Consider the following 23682-nt stretch of genomic DNA (forward strand, 5'->3'; position numbering starts at 1 on the left):
AAAGAAAGTCATCGCCGGGACAATTTACACAAACACTCTATTTATGTCAAGTGTTTTAAAATAAATTATACTACTTATAATATAAACCACCGACAGCAGTATAATTTGCAAAAAGCCTGGCCTCCGGTTTTACACCCCCCACCGCCCATTCGGCGGTCGATTTTCTATGGCTCGACAATCCCGTAGCGGTCGATGTTCAATCCGCTTTGCACCTTTGAATTGAGCAACCGAATCGTGTTCACCGGGCCCGGGTTTAGATCAACGGGCACGTCCACGTCGTGAAAGCTCTCCCACCCGTACCACCACGAGGGGAAGTACAACGTCTGCCGATATTGGCCGTTGACGTAAAGGCCCTTTTCCCCATCCGTCAGGCTGGCCGCGCAGCGGATCCGTAGGGTTTTCGTTCCGCCGCTCCCGCCGTCCACGCCATCGACTTGGCTCCAAGCCCCCACGGCGTGCATCCCCCCCACAAAATAGCCGACGACCGCTGCGCCCCCGCCCACGGTGCCCCATTCGGCCTCGTAAACGCCGGGGACATAATCCGAAACCGCGTAGCGGTCGATGTTCACCCCCCCGGCGTCGCCCGGGGCGTTCAAAAGCTTGATAACGTTGGCCGGCCCGGCGTTCAGCGGGATCGCCACCTGCGTGGCGCCGAAAGCGTCCCACGCCCCCGTCACGGGGAAGTTCACGCGACGCACAAACACGCCGTTCACATAGAGGCTTTTGACGACGCCGGCTTCGTTGGTCGCGTAGCGAACCACCAGGGTCTTCGTTCCGCCACCCAAGCCGTCGACGATGCCAATCTGGTTCCAGGCCCCCGATTGATGCATCTGCCCCACGTGCGCCCCCTGGATCGCAGCGCCCCCGCCCACCGCCCCCTGCTCGGCTTCGTAGTCCCCGGGCGTATAATCCGATATCGCGTAAGAGTCGATGTTCACCCCGCCCGCGTCGCCCGCGCCGTTCTCCAGCTTGAGGGTGTTGTTGAAGCCGGCCTCCAGCGTGACGGTCGTCTGCGTCTCGCCATAAGCGCTCCAAGACCCGGTCGGCGGGAACGTCACATGCCGTACAAACACGCCGTTGGCGTAGAGGCTTTTGATGACGCCGGCCTCGTTGCAGGCGTAGCGAATTTTGAGGATTTTCACCCCCCCGCCCGCCCCAAAGACGGCGCCGATTTGGTTCCAGGCGCCGGGGTGGTGCATCTGGGCAACGTAAGACCCCGCGATCACCGCGCCGTTGCCCACGGTCCCGTCTTCGGCCGAGTAAACGCCGGTCGGCGAATAGTCCGACGTCTCATACCGGTCGATGTTCAACCCGCCCGCGTCCCCCGCCGCGTTTTGCAGGCGGACCGTGTTGACCGCCCCCGACGACAACCCAATGGGTTCCATTCTCACGGCGAAGGTTTCCCATCCGCCGGTGGCCGGGAAAGACACGCGCCGCACAAACACGCCGTTAACGAAAAGGCTCTTCACGCAGTTCGTCTCGTTGGTGGCGTAACGGATGGTGAGGCTCTTGTAACCCCCGGCCAACCCGTCCACGCCGTCCACCTGGTTCCAGGCCCCGGCGTTATGCATTTGACCCACGTAATAGCCGGTGGCCGCCGCGCCGCCTCCCACGGTGCCCCGCTCCGCCTCGTGCCCGTTGGGGCGCAGGACCTCCGGCGGCACCAGCTCCTTGGCCTGGGACGGCGAACTCCACGACAAGTTCGCCAGCGCCGCCACCCTGTCGTCGTAATAATCCATCCGAATCGACACCGGCCGCCCGGCCGTCAGGGCGATGGTGCCCGTGTGTTCCGTCGCCCCTTGGGAGGCCCATTGGTCAATGATCAATTGCCCATCGACCCACAACCGCACCCCGTCGTCGGCCTCGGCGTGAAACGTGTACGCCTCGCTGTATCGCGGCGTGATGGATCCCGTCCATCGCACCGAAAAGGTGTCCGACCCCAGCGAAAGGTCCGGCGAGAGGTGGATCCAATTGAATTTGATTTTCGGGTCCACCCGCGTCATGCGCAAGTCCGTGAAATCCGGGTTGTTGTAGTACGCGCCGAAAAGCCCGCGCCCGGCCGGGGCCGTCGCGCACGCGAGCGGGATCTCGCTTTTGTTGTTGAACTCGTCCGTTTCCGGAAGGGTGTCGTTGTCGTCCACCACCGCCATCACCGTGTGGGGTCCCGGTTCCGCCGTCCAGCGGGTCCCGTTCACTCCGCCGTCGGCCTCCACGTTCGCCGAGGCGCCCGGCTCCAAGCCCGTCCAGCGCGCCGTGGACCAGGCGAATTTCCGCCCGTCCACGTAAAAGGCGACCGCGTGCAACTGTCCCGACGGCGACGCCGTCATACCGACGTTCCTGATCACGGCGGAGAACGACACTTCCTCCCCCGCCACGGGGTTGGACGGCGTGACGGACACGTTCGTCACCACCAGATCCGGCCGCCCCGGCGATACGGCCGAGGGCGGGATCACTTCCTTCCCCAACCCCGGCGCGCTCCACATCAGCTTGGCCACGGCGCCCAACCCGCGGTCGTACATGCGCATTTCAATCGGCACGGGGACCCCGCCCGTCAAGTCGATCGCCCCGCTGTGTTCCGTCGCCCCCTGGTCGATCCATTTGTCCACCAACAACTGCCCGTTCACCCACAGGCGCACGCCGTCGTCGGTCAACGTGTGAAACGTGTAGCGCCGCGTGATCGCCGGGGTCACATACCCTTTCCAAATCACCGAAAAAGAATCCGGCCCCAACAGGGGGTCCGGCTGTCCCGTGCCCCAGTCGAAATCGACGTTGGGCACCAACCGCTCCGTCCGGAAATAGTTCCGGGAAAAATCCGCGTCGATGCCTTTGTAGTAATACGCCAGCAACCCGTTCGGCCCACCCTCCGTCCGGTCGAAGGTGTTGGCCACGTTCGTGAACTTGGCGGTGTTCAACGTCCCGTCGGTCACCGAGGTCACACACAACCCGGACACGATGTCCGTGGTCATGGGGATAATGGCACCGGTCATTGAAAACCAGGTGGTCCCATCACTGGAATAGAAGGGGTCGAGGGACTTCCCCCGGCGGGTCAATTTGACGTAAATCGGCGCGGAACCGTAGCCCGGGGGGCTCGACAATCGATAGGAGACGTTGCCGCCATTCACGGACCGCCAGAGGAAAACCACCCCGTGCGTCCGAGTCACGACAACGGCGGCGAACTTGCTGTTGCTCTTCTCCGACTCCCGGATCATCACGCCCGCCTTTTCCCACCCGGTGACGCTGGTGTTCTCCAGGGATTCCACCCGCGCGGAGACGGTCGCGTTGCCCGCCCCCCGCTTGAAAGCGAAGTGGAACGCGTCGCCGATGTCCGTGCCGGACCCGGTCACGTAAAAGGTGCCCGCGTGCAATCCCGCGGCGCCGCGCGCGGCGGGGCTCCCCACGTCGGTGTTGTGCCATCCGTCCGGCAAATCGACCGCGGCGCCGGCCTCCAGCGCTCGCGTCAGAGAGTTGTTGTCCTCTCGTTCCTCGGGGATGCCCCCCACGTCATCGACCTCGGCCTTCACGCGGTAGGTCCCCTCCGTCGCTGTCCAGGCAGCGCCGTCCACCCCGTCCGAGGCCGTCAACACCGCCGCCGCCCCCGGCGGGATCGAGGTGTTCCGCACCGCCGACCATGTTTTTTTCACGCCGTTGACGTAAAAGGCGACACCGTGATGCATCCCGGTGGGGCTACCCAACGCCCCCTGGTTTTTCACCACCGCGCTGAACACCACCGGCGTTCCCGGCGCGGGAAATCGGGGCGTCCAGGTGATGTCGGTCACGGCCAAATCGCACTTTTTAGCGGGCCCGGCGTCCGGGTTGGTCAAGACGTACATATAAACACCCGTCCGCAGGGCGGTGAAAGAATCGCTGAACGCCCCGTTATTGAGCGACGCCGTAAACGGCTCTTTAACGGAGACCATGTTTTGGTCCCGCTTCATGTCCGCCCAGGTTTTGTCCGTGGGGTATTCCGGCGACCCGGCCTTCACCCACGCGCTGTAGGAGTTGCTCCGCGTCTTGTCCACGCCGAAAAGTTGCACGTGCGCCCGCGTCCAGCCCGCCGGCAGGTTGTTCACCGTCACCGACACCCCGTCCGACTGCGTGTCGTCCGGGTGGGAAACCCCCGTGTAGTAGTCCTGGTTGTACACCAACACCTGAACCTGATTGCCGTCCGCGCTTTTGGTGGCGATGGCGTTGGCGCCTTTGTAGTCGTCGCGGGCGCTGCCGCCGGTCACGGGCAACAGGCGGTCCCCCAACAGGGAGAGCATCTTCAGCGCGTGGTAAACGGGCTTAAAGATGTTGTCTTTGCGCAGCGTCGCTCCCATGATGCCGTAATACGAGAGCTTGTCCCCCGGTCGCTGAAACCCCTCCTCCCACAGGTCCGAGATCACCCAATAGGACCACGCCGACGGCGGCGGCACGCTGTTGTAGAGCAGCGTTTGCACCGCCTGCGCCACGAACGACGCCGACTGCCCCGAATCGTGGGATTCCCAAAAACCGTCGTTGTGGCCGAAAACGTAAAAGCTGGTCCCCGTCTCCGTGATCATCTGCTCCAAGCCCAGGGTGGAGTAATACCGCCCGATCTCATCGGAGAAAAAATTGTGCCGCGCGCGATAAAAGCGCGCGTCGCCGACCGAGCCGTAATTGTCCGGATATACGTGATGTGAAAAGAAGTTGATCCGCGTTCCCGTCCGCTGGTTGGCGAAATTGGTCCCGCCACGACAATGATCCAGGAAGCTATAGAAGTAGCCGTCCGTGCCCGACGCGTCCATGGCCGACCCGCCGATCTTGATGTCCGGGTCCGCCGCCACCGCGCCTTCCACGGCGTAGTCGTAGAGCTTCGCGTATTCCGACCAACCGCCGGGAAAGGACAAGTTGGGTTCGTTGTACACTTCCCAATGCCACTGGTCCACCACGGCCTTCCCGTAGCGCGCCACGCTGTGGCTGACGATTTGCCCGATCAATTCCCGCCACTTGCCGTAATCCTTGGGAATCGACGTGTTACCGCCGTACCAAAAGGCGTAATTGGCCCCGGGGTCGCTGGCCAAGTCCACCGGCATGTAGCTCAATTCCACGATGGGCCTCATGCCGCACTCTTGAACGATGAAGTCCATCAGTTCGTCGTACTTCTCCCAGGAATAGACGGGTTGGCCCTGGCTGTCCTCATGATAAATGCCCACGTCGTCCATCAGGATGCCGTGCGCCCGCACGCCTTTGAACCCCAGCTCTTTCGCCGCCAACAGGTACGCCTTTCGGTGGTTGAGCGCGATGCCCGTGTCCGGGTCCCGGTAGTGGGACCCGTTCACCATCCCAATGCGGCAGGATCCCACGCTCCGCTGCCAAAAACGGTTTAGTGAGCCGCTGTCGCTGGACGCGTCGACGTTGATGGAATAGTCGTCGCTCCACGAAGACGAAGCGAACGCAAACAGCAGTGGGAAGAAGAACAGGGAAAAACGAAGGGTTTTCATCGGGGCCTCCAGCGCGTGCTTTGCCCACGCGGGCAGGTAAAGTGGACAATTTCCCCCTTTCGTTGTCAATCCGTCATCGCACCAACGCGCACGCCTCCGCGACGCCCAACTCGCAGGCCTTTTTCAAATCCGCGATCACTTCGGCCGGTTGCCGGTTGCGGCGGCGAGCGCCCGCCCGCTCCATGTAGGCTTTGCCGTTCCGGGGTTCCAAACGCAAAAATTCGTTCCACGCCCCCACTATCCCTTCCCAGTCTTTCCGCTGGGCCAACAGCCAATCCAACAACAACGTGTAGTCAAATTTCCGGGGATCCAGGCCCACAGCCCGTCGGGCCGCCCGCTCCGCGTCGGCAAGACGGTTTTGTTTGATCAGCGTGTGGGCCATTAAAAAATGCACCTGGGCGGAACCCGGGCTGAATTTCGGCGCAATTTTCAAATAATTCTCCGCCCGTTTAAAATCTCCCGACTCCATGGCCGCCCGGCCTTTTTGAATCAGTTCCTGAGCTCCCCTGGCCACGCCGGACAACGCCCGTTCGTTGAAAGGGTCAATCTGCCTCGCCCGGTCCAAATCCGCCAAAGCCTCTTCATAACGCTCCAACTCCATCAACGCAGTGGCCCGCCATGAAATCGTCTCCCCGTTCAGCCGCCCCTTCACGGCTTCGTCAAAAGAAGCCAGGGCCTGCCCGGGGTTTTTCATCGCCAATAATATCCGCCCCTCCAAAACGGGGTACAGCCAGTTGCCCGACATGGAAATTGCTTCTCGGATTAATCCCAATGCCTCTTCATATTTCTTGATTCTTAAAAGCGTGTCGGCTTTATCAAACAGACCATAGCCATCCAGATTCAGCAATCGAGGATTAGCGTTCGTGAATCGTTGGCTTTCCCCAATATACGCCGCCATCGCCTCATAGCTTCCTCCCCAGCGCGGACAAAGGAAATGAATCGCTTGAGCTCTCAATCGGTAGGACTCGGGATTTTTGTCACCGTATTGCGCGATTGCGCCCAGAGCGTCACCGAGGGCAGATTCTACGGCGATCAAACTCCGTAAAGCCGGGACACAAGATGGTTTCAACTCGATTGCTTTTTCCAAATCGGGTTTTGCCAATTCAAAAAACCATTTCATTCCATCGATTTTTTCCCGCGGTGTAATTATCCCCCAATTTTTCCCGCGCGCTTCAAAACCCAAATGAGTAAAAAATACACCCCGGGCCGCAAGCGCTGGCCATTGGTCGGGGTATTCTTTTAACCAATCAGTGAATAATGAATAGGCGGCAGAATCTGGTATTTCAAACCCTTCAAAAGCGTCAACCAGCGGGGTTTCCCTGGAGATATCCTTCTCCATCTCCGCTTGAAGTCCCAATAAAAGAGATTGCAGTTCATCAAACTTCTTTTTTCTTAAGAGGTTGAAAACTTTTCGGCGGATCAGCGCCTCTTTTGCTAACCCCAACTCTTTATCCGGCGCCGCTTCGTTTATTTTCATCCGGGGCTGCCAGCCCTCCGGAAGGACAAAACCCCCCGCGGATTGATTTTCGGCTTTAGCGGCCGCCGCGCTCAAGCCCAGAACGCCCACGGCGAAAACAAACCCGATCAAGAATAATCCTCCCATAATCTTTTTCATTTCATATCACCCTTTGTCTGACTAGGTTAACACGTGGGGAGCACATTACAGGTAATTAGGTAAGACCGTCCTTTTTTACAGCGAGGCGGACTGGTCTTCCGTCAGCCGCCATTATCGCTTACTGGGTGTCCAATGATCTCGGGTTATGCTCAGATAACTTTTTATTGATTTTTTCAATAAACCCACTAATGAGATGATCCGGGGAGGAGTAGTCAGGTTTTTCGCAAATTGTCCATTCTTTGCCACCGACCATAAAACCAGCTTCATCTTCATAGATAAAAACTTCAAGCAATCGACGATCTTGTATCGAAAATTCAGCCTTAAAATAGCTCTCTTTACTACCTTGAATGGGCTCAAAGTTACTTTCGCCTAAAAAAGGATACTGCGCGAATAAAACTTTGCATTGATTAATGCATTTGGTTTGAAAATCGTTCATTGTTAAACTCATAAATTATAGTGCTCCTCCTGTCCAAATATCCAAGTGCCCCTTTTCAACTATTTGCTCTATAATTTTTCCTGCAATTCTAAACACTCTATTGCCCCCATGCCTTCCGAACCCAATGCGCAAAAACCTATTGCTATTGAGCCATCCGCCAGGCTGAACACCCTGGCGTAACATAACAGCGGCCCAAGCATAAGCCCCAATCTCTCCCGCTTTATACCAACCCGCACAAGGATCCACAGTTCCATCTGCGCCCCACTTCTCCCGAACCCACTCGGTTAAGCTTTTATCAAATAGCCCGAAACCGGATGTAATCGTGTCTCCAAAACCCGCGCTGACGTTAGAGGCGTCGTTTAATAACTCGAGCAAATCATACAACCCTAGCGGGTCGATTCTATTGATGGGGTCGTTCTTCACATACGCGTACAGATTCTCGTCCCCACCCTCAAACCCAATCGGGTCCTTCGCCGTCCAGCGCCCCGTCCGCGCGTCGTAGTCCCGCGCTCCAAACCGCGTCAGCTTGGTGTCTTGGTCGTACAGCCCTCCCGCATACCCAAACGGTTGGAACCCGGGGTTCGTGTCGTTGGTGATGTTCCCCCAACTGTCGTAGTCCATCCGCTGGACAATGGCTCCGTTGGCCGCGTTCACCACCAGCCGGGGGCTCCCCAGATGGTCCGTGATGATCCGGTACATTGCCCCGCCCTTCTCCAGCCACTCCGGCACGTTGACGCGCGTTCCGTACACGTACCGCGCCGTGACGTTGTTCGCCCCGTCCAGCTCCGCCACGATCCTTAGTTGCCCGTCGTACAGATACCCTTGCGTCAGCGTGCCGTTCACCTTCCGCCCCACACGCCGGTTCCGACCGTCGATCACGTACTCCAGGGTCGTTCCGCTGGGCAGCGTCACCGTCCGCAGGTTCCCCACCGCGTCATAATCGTACGTCGTGGTCACCCGCCTTCCGTCACCGTCCGCCATTCGCCCCCCGCCGCGTGGGTGTACACCGCTCCCCCGTAGGTTGCCACCTTGTCGTCCCCGTCGTAGGTCCCGTTCAGGGTCGTCCCCCCCACCGTCCCGCTCGTCCGGTTCCCGTTCGCGTCGTACGTGTATTGCTCCACCCCCACACCGTTCTTCTCCACACGCACCAGCCGCCCCGCCACGTCATAGAAATAGGCGTAATTGGCCGTCGTCCCTTGGATCGTCTCTGTCTTCGCCGTGATCCGACCCACACCGTCCCGCGTGTACGCCGCTTCCAACACCGCCGTCCCCCCCGACCGCGCCAGGTAGCCCGTCGGCTCCCCGTGTTCGTTGTACGTCCGCTCGTCCGTCACCACCCCCAGCGTCGTCCCCGTCACTTGCCCGTTCGCCGCGTCACGCGCCAGCGCCATCGCCCCCGCCGCAGTCAACAGCCCGTCCACGTCGTAGGCGTACACGGTGGTTCCCCCCCCGTTCACAGACACCCCCGCCGTCCGGAAGTCCGCGTCGTACGTCCGATCCACGCGCCCCGCCACCGGGCCCGTCAGTTCCGCCCCCGTCACCAGGTCCCCGTCATGGGCGTGCGCCAACCCCACGCCCCCCGGCGCCGTCACGCTCCCCAACCGCCCCGCCGCGTCATAGGCGTAAGTCGTCGCCCCCGCCCCCGTCGTCATGCTCCCCATTCGCCCCGCCGCGTCCCGCGTCACCGTCACCGTGTCACCGCCAGGCCGCGTCAAGGTCTTCAGTTGCGCGTCTTCGTCATAGTCGTACCGCGTCGTCGCTCCCAGCGGCGTCACGTACGTCCCCGGCAGGTCTCCCGCCCCATAGGTAAACCGGTGTTCCCCACCCCCCGGCGGCGTCAACCCCGTCACGTTCCCCTTCGCGTCGTACCCATAGTCCACCACGCGCCCGTCCGGCATCGTCTGCCGCGTCACACGCCCCAGCGCGTCCGTCGCGAACGTCACCTGCCGACCCACCGCGTCCGTCACCCTCGACAGATGCCCCCCCGCGTTATAATCCAAGAGCGTCTCCCGCGGGCCACGCCGCACCACAGACATCCGCCCGCGCACATCGTAGGTGTATTTCAATGCCGCCAACGACCGGTATCGCTCTTCCACCACCCGCCCCCGGCCGTCCAGCGTCTTTATGGTTGGTATTGGATCTGGGATTCGTCAAAGAACTGCAGAGGAAATCGCAGTGAGGGCGGACTCCAAATCTTCAGATGACCACCACACCCAAATAGGTAATTAGGTAAGACCGTCCCGTTTCAGGCCTCAAACCCCAAATTTGCGTAGAAGGCGCCCCGCCCCGCAAGCGCCGGCCATTGGTCGGGGTATTCTTTTAACCAATCAGAGAATAATGAATAGGCGGCAGGATCTGGTATTTCAAACCCTTCAAAAGCGTCAACCAGCGGGGTTTCCCTGGAGATATCCTTCTCCATCTCCGCTTGAAGTCCCAATAAAAGAGATTGCAGCTCATCAAACTTCTTTTTTCTTAAGAGGTTGAAAACTTTTCGGCGGATCAGCGCCTCTTTTTGCTAACCCCAACTCTTTATCCGGCGCCGCTTCGTTTATTTTCATCCGGGGCTGCCAGCCCTCCGGAAGGACAAAACCCCCCGCGGATTGATTTTCGGCTTTAGCGGCCGCCGCGCTCAAGCCCAGAACGCCCACGGCGAAAACAAACCCGATCAAGAATAATCCTCCCATAATCTTTCATTTCATATCACCCTTTGTCTGACTAGGTTAACACGTGGGGAGCACATTACAGGTAATTAGGTAAGACCGTCCTTTTTTACAGCGAGGCGGACTGGTCTTCCGTCAGCCGCCATTATCGCTTACTGGGTGTCCAATGATCTCGGGTTATGCTCAGATAACTTTTTATTGATTTTTTCAATAAACCCACTAATGAGATGATCCCGGGGAGGAGTAGTCGGGTTTCGCAAATTGTCCATTCTTTGCCACCGACCATAAAACCAGCTTCATCTTCATAGATAAAACTTCAAGCAATCGACGATCTTGTATCGAAAATTCAGCCTTAAAATAGCTCTCTTTACTACCTTGAATGGGCTCAAAGTTACTTTCGCCTAAAAAAGGATACTGCGCGAATAAAACTTTGCATTGATTAATGCATTTGGTTTGAAAATCGTTCATTGTTAAACTCATAAATTATAGTGCTCCTCCTGTCCAAATATCCAAGTGCCCTTTTCAACTATTTGCTCTATAATTTTTCCTGCAATTCTAAACACTCTATTGCCCCTACGCCTTCCGAACCTAATGCGCAAAAACCTATTGCTATTGAGCCATCCGCCAGGCTGAACACCCTGGCGTAACATAACAGCGGCCCAAGCATAAGCCCCAATCTCTCCCGCTTTATACCAACCCGCACAAGGATCCACAGTTCCATCTGCGCCCCACTTCTCCCGAACCCACTCGGTTAAGCTTTTATCAAATAGCCCGAAACCGGATGTAATCGTGTCTCCAAAACCCGCGCTGACGTTAGAGGCGTCGTTTAATAACTCGAGCAAATCATACAACCCTAGCGGGTCGATTCTATTGATGGGGTCGTTCTTCACATACGCGTACAGATTCTCGTCCCCCCCATTAAACCCAATCGGGTCCTTCGCCGTCCAGCGCCCCGTCCGCGCGTCGTAGTCCCGCGCTCCAAACCGGGTTAGTTTCGTGTCTTGGTCGTACAGCCCCCCCGCGTAGCCGAATATCTGGAACCCGGGGTTCGTGTCGTTGGTGATGTTCCCCCAACTGTCGTAGTCCATCCGCTGCACGATGGCTCCGCTCGCCGCGTTCACCACCAGCCGGGGGCTCCCCAGATGGTCCGTGATGATCCGGTACGTCTCCCCGCCCTTCTCCAGCCACTCCGGCACGTTGGGCCGCGTCCCGTACACGTACCGCGCCGTGACGTTGTTCGCCCCGTCCAGCTCCGCCACGATCCTTAGTTGCCCGTCGTACAGATACCCTTGCGTCAGCGTGCCGTTCACCTTCCGCCCCACACGCCGGTTGCGACCGTCGATCACGTACTCCAGGGTCGTCCCGCTGGGCAGCGTCACCCCACGCAGGTTCCCCACCGCGTCATAGTCGTACGTCGTCGTTTCCCCGCCTTCCGTCACCGTCCGCCATTCGCCCCCCGCCGCGTGGGTGTACACCGCTCCCCCGTACAGGGCCACCTTGTCGTCCCCGTCGTAGGTCCCGTTCAGGGTCGTCCCCCCCACCGTCCCGCTCGTCCGGTTCCCGTTCGCGTCGTAGGCGTATTGCTCCACCCCCACACCGTTCTTCTCCACACGCACCAGCCGCCCCGCCACGTCATAGAAATAGGCGTAATTGGCCGTCGTCCCTTGGATCGTCTCTGTCTTGGCCGTGATCCGACCCACACCGTCCCGCGTGTACGCCGCTTCCAACACCGCCGTCCCCCCCGCCCGCGCCAGGTAGCCCGTCGGCTCCCCGTGTTCGTTGTACGTCCGCTCGTCCGCCACCACCCCCAGCGTCGTCCCCGTCACTTGCCCGTTCGCCGCGTCACGCGCCAGCGCCATCGCCCCCACCGCAGTCAACAGCCCGTCCACGTCGTAGGCGTACACGGTGGTTCCCCCCCCGTTCACAGACACCCCCGCCGTCCGGAAGTCCGCGTCGTACGTCCGATCCACGCGCCCCGCCACGGGGCCCGTCAGTTCCGCCCCCGTCACCAGGTCCCCGTCATAGGCGTACGCCAGCCCCACGCCCCCCGGCGCCGTCACGCTCCCCAACCGCCCCGCCGCGTCGTAGGCGTAAGTCGTCGCCCCCGCCCCCGTCGTCATGCTCCCCATTCGCCCCGCCGCGTCCCGCGTCACCGTCACCGTGTCACCGCCAGGCCGCGTCAACGTCTTCAGTTGCGCGTCTTCGTCATAGTCGTACCGCGTCGTCGCTCCCAGCGGCGTCACGTACGTCCCCGGCAGGTCCCCCGCCCCATAGGTAAACCGGTGTTCCCCACCCCCCGGCGGCGTCAACCCCGTCACGTTCCCCTTCGCGTCGTACCCATAGTCCACCACGCGCCCGTCCGCCATTGTCTGCCGCGTCACACGCCCCAGCGCGTCCGTCGCGAACGTCACCTGCCGACCCACCGCGTCCGTCACCCTCGACAAATAGCCCCCCGCGTTGTAGGCCAGGAGCGTCTCCCGCGTCCCACGCCGCACCACAGACATCCGTCCGCGCACATCGTAGGTGTATTTCAATGCCGCCAACGACCGGTATCGCTCTTCCACCACCCGCCCCCGGCCGTCCAGCGTCTTTATGGTTGGTATTGGATCTGGGATTCGTCAAAGAACTGCAGAGGAAATCGCAGTGAGGGCGGACTCCAAATCTTCAGATGACCACCACACCCAAATAGGTAATTAGGTAAGACCGTCCCGTTTCCGTTCACCCTTGTTATTTTTTACCTATCGACATCCCCGCCAGCATCCAAAATCGCATTCAACATGGAAAATGAAAAAAGGCGGTTTTCTTTAAAATAATAATTCAAGCCGCATCCATCTGAAACATAGCCTAATGCTCCGTTGTTATAAATCTCCGTAAGTTTTTCAGGAACATTTTCTGAAAATAATTTACTCTCGCTTGTCAAATTGTAACTCGGATTTGCATCTTTTTTTATAGGTGTTGAGAATAGGTACGCTGCGCTGAAAGGCACAATAGTATTTGTTTCTTTGTTCATGGCCATGAGATTCTCGCCTGGAATCCACAGGCCTCCGTTACCAATTTTACATCCATAACGAGCATTCTTCAGAATCCCACAGCTTTCTACCGCCCTAAAGAGTTTTTCATCTCGATTGGAATCAATACAAACAAATAGCCAATTCGTGAGGATCAGCTTTTCTTTTAGACCATCAATCAAATCTTTAATTTCGAGAAGTTCTTTGTACCCATATATACAATTTCTCATTTTAATCTCCTGGGCCTATAGGTCTTCCGGGACCTCGCATAGGATTCTCTAAATCATTCCAATCCCAGTCATGTGCGTGAGGGTCTCCGGCCCCATGGTCGTGGCCAAAGTCTATGTCTTTTCTGGCATTTCCAAGATTATCGTAATCTCTTATTTGCCCTTTTCCATCCCCTCGACGTTCCCCCGGTAAACCAGGCCAAACGCAATTGGGATTCCTAGGTGCTAGTATAGACCAAATGGAGGCCCAAAAATGGCTCGGAAGCGATACACCGAAGAGCAGATCGTAGCGATTCTGAAGGAAGCGGCGGCGGGCGCGAAGACAGACGATATTTGCCGGCAGTACGGGGTCAACCGCAATACGTTCTACGCGTGGCGGACGAAATTCACCGGGATGACGGTCCCGGACGTGAGGAAACTCCGATCCCTTGAGGATGAGAATCTGAAGCTCAAGCGGAAAATCGGGGAATTGACGATGGACCTGGACGCGGCAAAGGAGCTGCTCTCAAAAAACTGGTAAGGCCCAAGGCAAGGCGTGCGGCGGCGAAACACGCGGTGGAAGTCTTGGGCCTGACGGGAAGACGAGCGTGCCGGTTGACGCGATTGTGCCGAGCGACGTGGCAATATGTGCCGAAGCCTGAATCGGCTGAAAACGTGGCGCTTCGCGCGCGGATACGGGAACTGGCGGCGCAGAGGCGGCGGTTCGGAGCGCCGCGGATATGGCTCATGCTGGATCGGCAGGGTTGGAAGGTCAACCATAAGCGGGTGCATCGGATTTACGTCGAAGAACGGCTCTCTTTGAGGTTGAAAAGGCGCAAGAAGCAAGCGGCGGTGGTTCGTGTGCCTTTGGCGAAACCGACCGGGCCAAATCAGGCGTGGTCGATGGACTTCGTATGGGACATGCTGAGAAACGGAAGACGGGTGAAGATGCTGACGGTGGTGGACGATTTTACCCGGGAGTGCCTGGCCATCGAGGTTGACTTTGGGATCAATGGCCGCCGGGTGGCGCAAACGCTGGAAGGGTTGATGGAATCCCGCGGGAAGGTCGGCGGGATTCGCTGCGACAACGGCCCCGAATTTACGGGCAACGCGCTGGACGGTTGGGCTTACGAAAAGGGCGTGCGGTTGGACTTCATCCGTCCGGGCAAGCCGAACGAGAATGCCTTCATCGAAAGTTTCAACGGGCGGTTACGGGAGGAGTGCCTTAACGATAACCAGTTCTTGACAATGGTCGAGGCGCAGACGGTCATCGAGGCGTGGAGAAAAGATTACAATGAGAAACGGCCGCATGGCTCGCTGAATGGGCTCACGCCCAGCGAGTTTGCAGAGAAGCACAAGACGGATTCAGCACCCGAGAAATACCAATTGCCAATGGCCTGAAAAGCGGGGGAACGTCGTCATCTTCTTAATGAACAACAGAGCTAAACGGAGACCACTTTAATCTACCCATATTTTCGATAGTGCGACGGACAAAACAACACGTCTCAATCCAATGACCATTTTTGTCGAGCACTTCTCCAACTTGGTATTCTTGATGACATTCAGGGCAACAACCAACCACCTTCCCCTGACGATTTACTCCTTTAATGACATCAAAACCACGTTCTCCTCTTCCAAGCATTGCACATGTCAAATCGGGACCGAGCCCAGACTTTTCTCGACATTCTACACAGAGCCCATGGATATCTACGCCTAGAGGATCTTGCTTTCCACATTTATTACAAGATTTGTCAGCCATTTATTCCTCCGTGAAAAATCGTCTTTAAAGAAATGCGGGGGGCGAAATCAATATTAGTGAGTTATTTCGCCATCCGTGTTGACATTTCTATGACCACCTCCAGGAAGTTGAACATCCCATTCCTGTTTTTTGGGGTCCCACTGCCAAACCTGATTTTCGTCATCCAGATAGCCTTTACCTTTGGGGTTTGGCACTACTTCGGGTGCACCATTATAATCAGGAGGATTATAGGGGAAGTCTCCCCCTGTAGGAAGATGGCTTTTAGGATATTTTTGGTTTGGGCGAGGACAAGGTTTGCCAGTGCTGTTTCCCTTATCCTCATTTGCCCAATTCCAATCAAGGCTTTGTGATAGCGCATCCCCAATAACTCGATTGAGATCTTTACCCATTGGGGAGTTTATTGCAATAAATAGCGCCATAACGGCACCTGCTATCAATAAGGAAGTGACTGGTATCGCAAACCGTCCTCGGGGATCGACAAGATTAATGGGGTCTTGGTGAACGTATGAGTAGAGATTCGTGTCTCCCCCGGAAAATCCGGAAGGGTCCTTCGCCGTCCAGCGCCCCGTCCGCGCGTCGTAGTCCCGCGCTCCATACCGCGTCAGTTTCGTGTCCTGGTCGTACAGCCCTCCCGCGTAGCCGAATATCTGGAACCCGGGGTTCGTGTCGTTGGTGATGTTCCCCCAACTGTCGTAGTCCATCCGCTGCACGATGGCTCCGCTCGCCGCGTTCACCACCAGCCGGGGGCTCCCCAGATGGTCCGTAAGGATCCGGTACGCCTGCCCGCCCTTCTCCAGCCACTCCGGCACGTTGGGCCGCGTCCCGTACACGTACCGCGCCGTGACGTTGTTCGCCCCGTCCAGCTCCGCCACGATCCTTAGTTGCCCGTCGTACAGATACCCTTGCGTCAGTGTGCCGTTCACCTTCCGCCCCACACGCCGGTTGCGACCGTCGATCACGTACTCCAGGGTCGTCCCGCTGGGCAGCGTCACCCCCCGCAGGTTCCCCACCGCGTCATAATCGTACGTCGTGGTCGCCCCGCCTTCCGTCACCGTCCGCCATTCGCCCCCCGCCGCGTGCCCGTACACCGACCCCCCGTACACCGCCACCTTGTCGTCCCCGTCGTATGTCCCGTTCAGGGTCGTCCCACCCACCGTCCCGCTCGTCCGGTTCCCGTTCGCGTCGTAGGCGTATTGCTCCACCCCCACACCGTTCTTCTCCACACGCACCAGCCGCCCCGCCACGTCATAGAAATAGGCGTAATTGGCCGTCGTCCCTTGGATCGTCTCTGTCTTCGCCGTGATCCGCCCCACACCGTCCCGCGTATAAGCCAGCTCCAACACCGGCGTCCCCCCCGCCCGCGCCAGGTAGCCCGTCGGCTCCCCGTGTTCGTTGTACGTCCGCTCGTCCGCCACCACCCCCAGCGTCGTCCCCGTCACTTGCCCGTTCGCCGCGTCACGCGCCAGCGCCATCGCCCCCACCGCAGTCAACAGCCCGTCCACGTCGTAGGCGTACACGGTGGTTCCCCCCCCGTTCACAGACACCCCCGCCGTCCGGAAGTCCGCGTCGTACGTCCGATCCACACGCCCCGCCACAGGGCCCGTCAGTTCCGCCCCCGTCACCAGGTCCCCGTCATAGGCGTACGCCAGCCCCACGCCCCCCGGCGCCGTCACGCTCCCCAACCGCCCCGCCGCGTCGTAGGCGTAGGCCGTCGCCCCCGCCCCCGTCGTCATGCTCCCCATTCGACCCGCGCCGTCCCGCGTGACGGCCACCGTGTCACCGCCGGGCCGCGTCAAGGTCTTCAGCTGCGCGTCTTCGTCATAGTCGTACCGCGTCGTCGCTCCCAGCGGCGTCACGTAGGTCCCCGGCAGGTCCCCCGCCCCGTACGTAAACCGGTGTTCCCCACGCCCCGGCGGCGTCAACGCTGTCACGTTCCCGTTCGCGTCATAGCCATAGTCAACCAGCCGCCCGTCCGGCATTGTCTGCCGCGTCACACGCCCCAGCGCGTCCGTCGCGAACGTCACCTGCCGACCCACCGCGTCCCTCACCCCCGATAGATAGCCCCCCGCGTTGTAGGCCAGGAGCGTCTCCCGGGGGCCCTGCCGCACCACAGACATCCGCCCGCGCCCATCGTACGTGTATTTCAATGCCGCCAACGACCGGTATCGCTCTTCCACCACACGGCCCCGGCCGTCCAGCGTCTTCCCCAGCCGCCGCGACCCGGGGGTGATTTCTTCCACCGTCCGCGTCGCCGAGCTGTACACCATCACGTAATTGCGCCCGTTCACCGTGAACGTCGTCGTTTCCGTCAACAGGCTCATCGGGTTGCTCGCGTCCGCCGTGGTCGCTTGCCGCGTCACGCCCGTCACGCGCGTCAGCCCCGACCCCAGCGTCACCGTCCCCCCGTTCAATGCCGCCGCCCAAAAACTTGCAATAAAAAATCCCGCCGGGTTTCCCGCGCGGGATTGACGCTCTCCAAGGCACTCATTCGACTATTGGAGAGCATGCAGAGCTATGTTCCATATATATTTGCGGCAATAATGAACGTAATTAACTGGACTACAAAAGCAAGAAACATCACCACAAACATTCGAAATGGAAATGAATTAAATAGTTTAAAATCAAGTGATATTTTTTCGGTTGAAATTATACACCAATAACCGATTGCACCCATTAAAATTGGCAAACCAAACACCACCAGGTCTGATCTGGTGAGATTTAATATTTTCTCTATACGGGATTTATATAAAACCAACCCAAAGACGATTTGCCCAACAGCGATTAAAAAACACTTTGTTGCGATAATCATTGGACCTCCCGCTTCTTCTTAGCCAGTTTGGATAATTTATTAGCTTCGGTTTTGCAATTTAGCGCTACCCCAAAATTTAAGTGTTCATTTTCTGGAACATCCAATTCCGTATAAGCATCTTCGATATATTGATCCAAACTGCTATCTCCAATGCGATTAAGGTAGTTTGGATCATTCACAGATTTTTTAAGTGCATCTTCAGCGGCTTTTCGATCTTCGGATTGATTTTTACTCCACCCTTTTGGGTTGTTAGCATTTCCCCAACTGTAGGTATCTTTCAAACTTCCATCAGGGTTTGTTGTAAAAACAAAAGTATGTGAAATCGGATCCCAATTTGCGGTTACTTCATCTTGCCCAATATCACGATTTTGCTTATACGTATCCGTTCCGGTTATATCAACACCGTTTGTTGGGTTATTGAATACATAGGAATAGAGGTTGCTATCCCTTCCCCGAAACCCAATCGGGTCCTTCGCCGTCCACCGCCCCGTCCGCGCGTCGTAGTCCCGCGCTCCAAACCGCGTCAGTTTCGTGTCTTGGTCGTACAGCCCCCCCGCATAGCCGAATATCTGGAACCCGGGGTTCGTGTCGTTGGTGATGTTCCCCCAACTATCATAGTCCATCCGCTGGATGATCGCGCCGCTCGTGGCGTTCACCACCAGCCGGGGGCTCCCTAAATGGTCCGTCAGGATCCGGTACGTTTGGCCGCCCTTCTCCAGCCACTCCGGCACGTTGGGCCGCGTTCCGTACACGTACCGCGCCGTGACGTTGTTCGCCCCGTCCAGCTCCGCCACGATCCTTAGTTGCCCGTCGTACAGATACCCTTGCGTCAGTGTGCCGTTCACCTTCCGCCCCACACGCCGGTTCCGACCGTCGATCACGTACTCCAGGGTCGTCCCGCTGGGCAGCGTCACCCCCCGCAGGTTCCCCACCGCGTCATAATCGTACGTCGTCGTTTCCCCGCCTTCCGTCACCGTCCGCCATTCGCCCCCCGCCGCGTGCCCGTACACCGACCCCCCGTAGGTTGCCACCTTGTCGTCCCCGTCGTAGGTCCCGTTCAGGGTCGTCCCACCCACCGTCCCGCTCGTCCGGTTCCCGTTCGCGTCGTACGTGTATTGCTCCACCGCCACACCGTTCTTCTCCACACGCACCAGCCGCCCCGCCACGTCATAGAAATAGGCGTAATTGGCCGTCGTCCCTTGGATCGTCTCTGTCTTGGCCGTCATCCGACCCACACCGTCCCGCGTGTACGCCGCTTCCAACACCGCCGTCCCCCCCGACCGCGCCAGGTAGCCCGTCGGCTCCCCGTGTTCGTTGTACGTCCGCTCGTCCGTCACCACCCCCAGCGTCGTCCCCGTCACTTGCCCGTTCGCCGCGTCCCGCGCCAGTGCCATCGCCCCCACACCCGTCAACAGCCCGTCCACGTCGTAGGCGTACACGGTGGTTCCCCCCCCGTTCACAGACACCCCCGCCGTCCGGAAGTCCGCGTCGTACGTCCGATCCACGCGCCCCGCCACCGGGCCCGTCAGTTCCGCCCCCGTCACCAGGTCCCCGTCATAGGCGTACGCCAGCCCCACGCCCCCCGGCGCCGTCACGCTCCCCAACCGCCCCGCCGCGTCGTAGGCGTAAGTCGTCGCCCCCGCCCCCGTCGTCATGCTCCCCACACGCCCCGCGCCGTCACGCGTGACGGCCACCGCGTCACCGCCCGGCCGCGTCAAGGTCTTCAGTTGCGCGTCTTCGTCATAGTCGTACCGCGTCGTCGCTCCCAGCGGCGTCACGTACGTCCCCGGCAGGTCTCCCGCCCCATAGGTAAACCGGTGTTCCCCACCCCCCGGCGGCGTCAACCCCGTCACGTTCCCCTTCGCGTCGTACCCATAGTCCACCACGCGCCCGTCCGGCATCGTCTGCCGCGTCACACGCCCCAGCGCGTCCGTCGCGAACGTCACCTGCCGACCCACCGCGTCCGTCACCCCCGATAGATAGCCCCCCGCGTTGTAGGCCAGGAGCGTCTCCCGCGGGCCACGCCGCACCACAGACATCCGCCCGCGCCCATCGTAGGTGTAATTCAAAGGCGCTAACGACCGGTATCGCTCTTCCACCACCCGGCCCCGGCCGTCCAGCGTCTTTATGGTTGGTATTGGATCTGGGATTCGTCAAAGAACTGCAGAGGAAATCGCATTGAGGGCGGACTCCAAATCTTCAGATGACCACCACACCCAAATAGGTAATTAGGTAAGACCGTCCCGTTTCCGTTCACCCTTGTTATTTTTTACCTATCGACATCCCCGCCAGCATCCAAAATCGCATTCAACATGGAAAATGAAAAAAGGCGGTTTTCTTTAAAATAATAATTCAAGCCGCATCCATCTGAAACATAGCCTAATGCTCCGTTGTTATAAATCTCCGTAAGAAGTTTTTCAGGAACATTTTCTGAAAATAATTTACTCTCGCTTGTCAAATTGTAACTCGGATTTGCATCTTTTTTTATAGGTGTTGAGAATAGGTACGCTGCGCTGAAAGGCACAATAGTATTTGTTTCTTTGTTCATGGCCATGAGATTCTCGCCTGGAATCCACAGGCCTCCGTTACCAATTTTACATCCATAACGAGCATTCTTCAGAATCCCACAGCTTTCTACCGCCCTAAAGAGTTTTTCATCTCGATTGGAATCAATACAAACAAATAGCCAATTCGTGAGGATCAGCTTTTCTTTTAGACCATCAATCAAATCTTTAATTTCGAGAAGTTCTTTGTACCCATATATACAATTTCTCATTTTAATCTCCTGGGCCTATAGGTCTTCCGGGACCTCGCATAGGATTCTCTAAATCATTCCAATCCCAGTCATGTGCGTGAGGGTCTCCGGCCCCATGGTCGTGGCCAAAGTCTATGTCTTTTCTGGCATTTCCAAGATTATCGTAATCTCTTATTTGCCCTTTTCCATCCCCTTTATCATTAACATCCGTACTATTCGGAATCCCTTTTTTGGGCAAGTTTCGTCGACCATTCAATGGGCAAACTTTTGGTTCTGTACTTTTTTCATCACCGCCATTGTTATCACTTCCCAACGAAATACCGTTTAACATACCAGACAATCCTGCAATGACTTGCCCGATAGAATCCCGGAATGATGGATTGGTTGCAACAGCGAATAAAAGGGCAGCCATAAGCGTGAGCAACGCCGCGTCAACTGCCGCAACAATACGACCATCGATATCGACTTTATTTAATGGGTCATTTGTACAATAGCCATATATATTTGTGTCACCCCCATTAAACCCAATCGGGTCCTTCGCCGTCCATCGTCCTGTGTGGGCGTCGTAGTCCCGCGCCCCATACCGGGTTAGTTTCGTGTCTTGGTCGTACAACCCCCCCGCGTAGCCGAATATCTGGAACCCGGGGCTCGTGTCGTTGGTGATGTTCCCCCAGCTGTCGTAGTCCATCCGCTGCACGATGGCTCCGCTCGTCGCGTTCACCACCAGCCGGGGGCTTCCCAGATGGTCCGTGATGATCCGGTACGTTTGGCCACCCTTCTCCAGCCACTCCGGCACGTTGGGCCGCGTTCCGTACACGTACCGCGCCGTGACGTTGTTCGCCCCGTCCAGCTCCGCCACGATCCTTAGTTGCCCGTCGTACAGATACCCTTGCGTCAGCGTGCCGTTCACCTTCCGCCCCACACGCCGGTTGCGACCGTCGATCACGTACTCCAGGGTCGTCCCGCTGGGCAGCGTCACCGTTCGCAGGTTCCCCACCGCGTCATAATCGTACGTCGTGGTCACCCCGCCTTCCGTCACCGTCCGCCATTCGCCCCCCGCCGCGTGGGTGTACACCGCTCCCCCGTAGGTTGCCACCTTGTCGTCCCCGTCGTAGGTCCCGTTCAGGGTCGTCCCCCCCACCGTCCCGCTCGTCCGGTTCCCGTTCGCGTCGTAGGTGGGGGGGGGTTAGGTTTGGGGTCTGGGATTTGTCAAAGAACTGCAGGGAAATCGGGGTGACGGAGGAGCTTTCAATCTTACTAGGAGTTTATGTTGGCAGAAAAAATTTGACAGCCTGGCGGAGTGGCTATCCAGTCATCCTGGGCTGATGAATTCTCAAAGATAACCGGATTTTCCTTTTCGCCCAAACTCCGAAGCTAGAATTTTTCTGGCTTCATCATTGCCATTCAAAGCGGCCTTCTTTATCCAAAATTTGGCCTTAACAAGGTCTTTCCCGACACCACAACCGTGTTGGTAGCACAAACCCAATTCAAGTTGTCCAGCGGGATCTCCTTGTTCACCGGATCGTCTATACCAATTGAAAGCCTCCTTGAGATTTTTTTTCGTACCCACGCCCTTCTCATAGGAAACTCCAACGTCGTATTGAGCCGAAGGATGACCTTTCTGGGCCGCTGAAAGGAAATAGCGAAAAGCTTTCCCATAATTCTTTCGAACACCTAGCCCATGGATGTGCCAATTTCCAAGGGCATAATCGGCCAGACTATTCCCCTGTTTGGATAATTTTTGAAGCAGACGAAGACATAAGCCCCTGTACTTACCCGCCTTGGCCCGAGAAGAAAGGTAATAAACCAGGACGAATTGTGCCCCAGGTTCACCTTCATTCGCTAAATAGCGAATGTATCGAATAAATTTAGAATTGCTTTCAATTCTTTTATCCATTAGTTCTCTCTCCAATAATTTTTCTACTTAGGGGGCCAAGGGCCCTTCCATCCTGGTGGCCTCTTTCCGTAAGGATCTCGTCTCTCATCCCCTTTTTCACCACCCGGCCTATCTTTTTTTCGACGGGCTTCTCCTCGCTCATGTTTGGGAAGATTACTCGGCCTTTGGTTTTTCGAGTGTTCTTTATAATTACATACGAGAGGCGTCGCCTGATCCTCCAAGACGAGAGGGATGGAGTCATCTTCATCGTTCATCCAATCCCAGACAACATAACCCCAAGTACCTGCAATTATTGCAGCCGCAACTATATCCCCTACAGGAAGTGGCCCATCAATGAGAACCAATCCCGCGCCCAGGGAAAGGGCACTGGACATCGCATCCTCACCATACAAATCAACCATATTGACCGGGTCATTTTCCACATACGCGTACACATTTACATCCCCCCCCTCAAACCCAATCGGGTCCTTCGCCGTCCACCGCCCCGTCCGCGCGTCGTAGTCCCGCGCTCCATACCGCGTCAGTTTCGTGTCTGGGTCGTGCAGCCCCCCCGCATAGCCGAATATCTGGAACCCGGGGTTCGTGTCGTTGGTGATGTTCCCCCAACTGTCGTAGTCCATCCGCTGCGCGATCGCTCCGCTCGTGGCGTTCACCACCAGCCGGGGGCTCCCCAAATGGTCCGTGATGATCCGGTACATCCCTCCGCCCTTCTCCAGCCACTCCGGCACGTTGACGCGCGTCCCGTACACGTACCGCGCCGTGACGTTGTTCGCCCCGTCCAGCTCCGCCACGATCCTTAGTTGCCCGTCGTACAGATACCCTTGCGTCAGTGTGCCGTTCACCTTCCGCCCCACACGCCGGTTCCGACCGTCGATCACGTACTCCAGGGTCGTTCCGCTGGGCAGCGTCACCGTTCGCAGGTTCCCCACCGCGTCATAGTCGTACGTCGTCGTTTCCCCGCCTTCCGTCACCGTCCGCCATTCGCCCCCCGCCGCGTGCGTGTACGCCGCCCCCCCGTACACCGCCACCTTGTCGTCCCCGTCGTAGGTCCCGTTCAGGGTCGTCCCCCCCACCG

18 protein-coding genes are annotated in these 23682 nt (G+C 58.0%); 1 reads left to right on the top strand and 17 read right to left on the bottom strand.

From position 1 onward, the window contains the following. Positions 1 to 164 precede the first annotated feature (164 nt). The 10 genes from IPI56_06925 to IPI56_06970 form a co-directional block, all read right to left on the bottom strand. Positions 165 to 5462 carry a carbohydrate-binding protein gene (locus IPI56_06925; GenBank protein MBK7545458.1) on the bottom strand — a complete coding sequence of 1766 codons (5298 nt, stop codon included), beginning with the start codon at positions 5460 to 5462 and terminating at the stop codon, positions 165 to 167. 73 nt (positions 5463 to 5535) lie between these two features. Continuing rightward, positions 5536 to 7014 (bottom strand): tetratricopeptide repeat protein, encoded by a 1479-nt coding sequence (locus IPI56_06930; protein ID MBK7545459.1) that lies wholly within the window; start codon positions 7012 to 7014, stop codon positions 5536 to 5538. A gap of 181 nt (positions 7015 to 7195) precedes the next feature. Next, complete coding sequence (locus IPI56_06935) at positions 7196 to 7513, bottom strand: hypothetical protein (protein MBK7545460.1); 318 nt, start codon at positions 7511 to 7513, stop codon at positions 7196 to 7198. Positions 7514 to 7528: 15 nt separating this feature from the next. Further along, on the bottom strand, positions 7529 to 8494 hold the full coding sequence (locus tag IPI56_06940; protein MBK7545461.1) for a hypothetical protein: 966 nt from the start codon (positions 8492 to 8494) through the stop codon (positions 7529 to 7531). Next, the gene (locus IPI56_06945) at positions 8467 to 9609 is read right to left on the bottom strand and encodes an RHS repeat protein (protein ID MBK7545462.1); all 1143 of its coding nucleotides are present in this window, start codon (positions 9607 to 9609) and stop codon (positions 8467 to 8469) included. The genes IPI56_06940 and IPI56_06945 overlap by 28 nt, the downstream gene beginning before the upstream one ends. Positions 9610 to 9758: 149 nt before the next feature. Continuing rightward, on the bottom strand, positions 9759 to 9932 hold the full coding sequence (locus IPI56_06950; GenBank protein ID MBK7545463.1) for a hypothetical protein: 174 nt from the start codon (positions 9930 to 9932) through the stop codon (positions 9759 to 9761). Between the two features lie 37 nt (positions 9933 to 9969). Then, complete coding sequence (locus IPI56_06955; protein ID MBK7545464.1) at positions 9970 to 10161, bottom strand: hypothetical protein; 192 nt, start codon at positions 10159 to 10161, stop codon at positions 9970 to 9972. 231 nt (positions 10162 to 10392) lie between these two features. Beyond that, complete coding sequence (locus tag IPI56_06960) at positions 10393 to 10641, bottom strand: hypothetical protein (GenBank protein MBK7545465.1); 249 nt, start codon at positions 10639 to 10641, stop codon at positions 10393 to 10395. Between the two features lie 8 nt (positions 10642 to 10649). Next, on the bottom strand, positions 10650 to 12737 hold the full coding sequence (locus tag IPI56_06965; GenBank protein MBK7545466.1) for an RHS repeat protein: 2088 nt from the start codon (positions 12735 to 12737) through the stop codon (positions 10650 to 10652). Between the two features lie 170 nt (positions 12738 to 12907). Next, positions 12908 to 13411, bottom strand: a complete 504-nt coding sequence (locus IPI56_06970; protein ID MBK7545467.1) for a hypothetical protein — start codon at positions 13409 to 13411, stop codon at positions 12908 to 12910. A gap of 250 nt (positions 13412 to 13661) precedes the next feature. On the opposite strand from IPI56_06970, the gene IPI56_06975 reads away from it, so the two are divergent. Beyond that, positions 13662 to 14788 (top strand): IS3 family transposase gene (locus IPI56_06975; GenBank protein ID MBK7545468.1). Its coding sequence is split into 2 segments (ribosomal slippage): positions 13662 to 13914 and positions 13914 to 14788, totalling 1128 coding nucleotides; the frame shifts between segments, so codons are not numbered across the junction. 411 nt (positions 14789 to 15199) lie between these two features. Here the strand turns inward: IPI56_06975 and IPI56_06980 are convergent. The 7 genes from IPI56_06980 to IPI56_07010 all read right to left on the bottom strand — a co-directional run bounded on the left by IPI56_06980 (position 15200) and on the right by IPI56_07010 (position 23680). Continuing rightward, positions 15200 to 17557: an RHS repeat protein gene (locus IPI56_06980; protein MBK7545469.1), complete on the bottom strand. Its 2358-nt coding sequence runs from the start codon at positions 17555 to 17557 to the stop codon at positions 15200 to 15202. Positions 17558 to 17658: 101 nt separating this feature from the next. Beyond that, positions 17659 to 17955 carry a hypothetical protein gene (locus IPI56_06985; protein MBK7545470.1) on the bottom strand — a complete coding sequence of 99 codons (297 nt, stop codon included), beginning with the start codon at positions 17953 to 17955 and terminating at the stop codon, positions 17659 to 17661. Then, the gene (locus IPI56_06990; protein ID MBK7545471.1) at positions 17952 to 20054 is read right to left on the bottom strand and encodes an RHS repeat protein; all 2103 of its coding nucleotides are present in this window, start codon (positions 20052 to 20054) and stop codon (positions 17952 to 17954) included. The genes IPI56_06985 and IPI56_06990 overlap by 4 nt, the downstream gene beginning before the upstream one ends. Positions 20055 to 20224: 170 nt before the next feature. Continuing rightward, positions 20225 to 20731, bottom strand: a complete 507-nt coding sequence (locus IPI56_06995) for a hypothetical protein (GenBank protein MBK7545472.1) — start codon at positions 20729 to 20731, stop codon at positions 20225 to 20227. A gap of 1 nt (position 20732) precedes the next feature. Next, the gene (locus IPI56_07000; GenBank protein ID MBK7545473.1) at positions 20733 to 21734 is read right to left on the bottom strand and encodes a hypothetical protein; all 1002 of its coding nucleotides are present in this window, start codon (positions 21732 to 21734) and stop codon (positions 20733 to 20735) included. Between the two features lie 309 nt (positions 21735 to 22043). Then, the gene (locus IPI56_07005) at positions 22044 to 22607 is read right to left on the bottom strand and encodes a sel1 repeat family protein (protein ID MBK7545474.1); all 564 of its coding nucleotides are present in this window, start codon (positions 22605 to 22607) and stop codon (positions 22044 to 22046) included. A gap of 23 nt (positions 22608 to 22630) precedes the next feature. Continuing rightward, on the bottom strand, positions 22631 to 23680 hold the full coding sequence (locus IPI56_07010; GenBank protein MBK7545475.1) for a hypothetical protein: 1050 nt from the start codon (positions 23678 to 23680) through the stop codon (positions 22631 to 22633). Positions 23681 to 23682: the final 2 nt, after the last annotated feature.

The sequence above is a fragment of the Elusimicrobiota bacterium genome, from assembly GCA_016706425.1.
GTDB lineage: Bacteria > Elusimicrobiota > Elusimicrobia > FEN-1173 > FEN-1173 > JADJJR01.

What these genes read in the sequence shown, in the direction of transcription:
- IPI56_06925 (MBK7545458.1), bottom strand. Translation starts at nt 5,462, where the DNA reads ATGAAAACCCTTCGTTTTTCCCTGTTCTTCTTCCCACTGCTGTTTGCG.
- IPI56_06935 (MBK7545460.1), bottom strand. Translation starts at nt 7,513, where the DNA reads ATGAACGATTTTCAAACCAAATGCATTAATCAATGCAAAGTTTTATTC.
- IPI56_06940 (MBK7545461.1), bottom strand. Translation starts at nt 8,494, where the DNA reads ATGGCGGACGGTGACGGAAGGCGGGTGACCACGACGTACGATTATGAC.
- IPI56_06950 (MBK7545463.1), bottom strand. Translation starts at nt 9,932, where the DNA reads ATGGAGAAGGATATCTCCAGGGAAACCCCGCTGGTTGACGCTTTTGAA.
- IPI56_06960 (MBK7545465.1), bottom strand. Translation starts at nt 10,641, where the DNA reads ATGAACGATTTTCAAACCAAATGCATTAATCAATGCAAAGTTTTATTC.
- IPI56_06970 (MBK7545467.1), bottom strand. Translation starts at nt 13,411, where the DNA reads ATGAGAAATTGTATATATGGGTACAAAGAACTTCTCGAAATTAAAGAT.
- IPI56_06985 (MBK7545470.1), bottom strand. Translation starts at nt 17,955, where the DNA reads ATGATTATCGCAACAAAGTGTTTTTTAATCGCTGTTGGGCAAATCGTC.
- IPI56_06995 (MBK7545472.1), bottom strand. Translation starts at nt 20,731, where the DNA reads ATGAGAAATTGTATATATGGGTACAAAGAACTTCTCGAAATTAAAGAT.
- IPI56_07005 (MBK7545474.1), bottom strand. Translation starts at nt 22,607, where the DNA reads ATGGATAAAAGAATTGAAAGCAATTCTAAATTTATTCGATACATTCGC.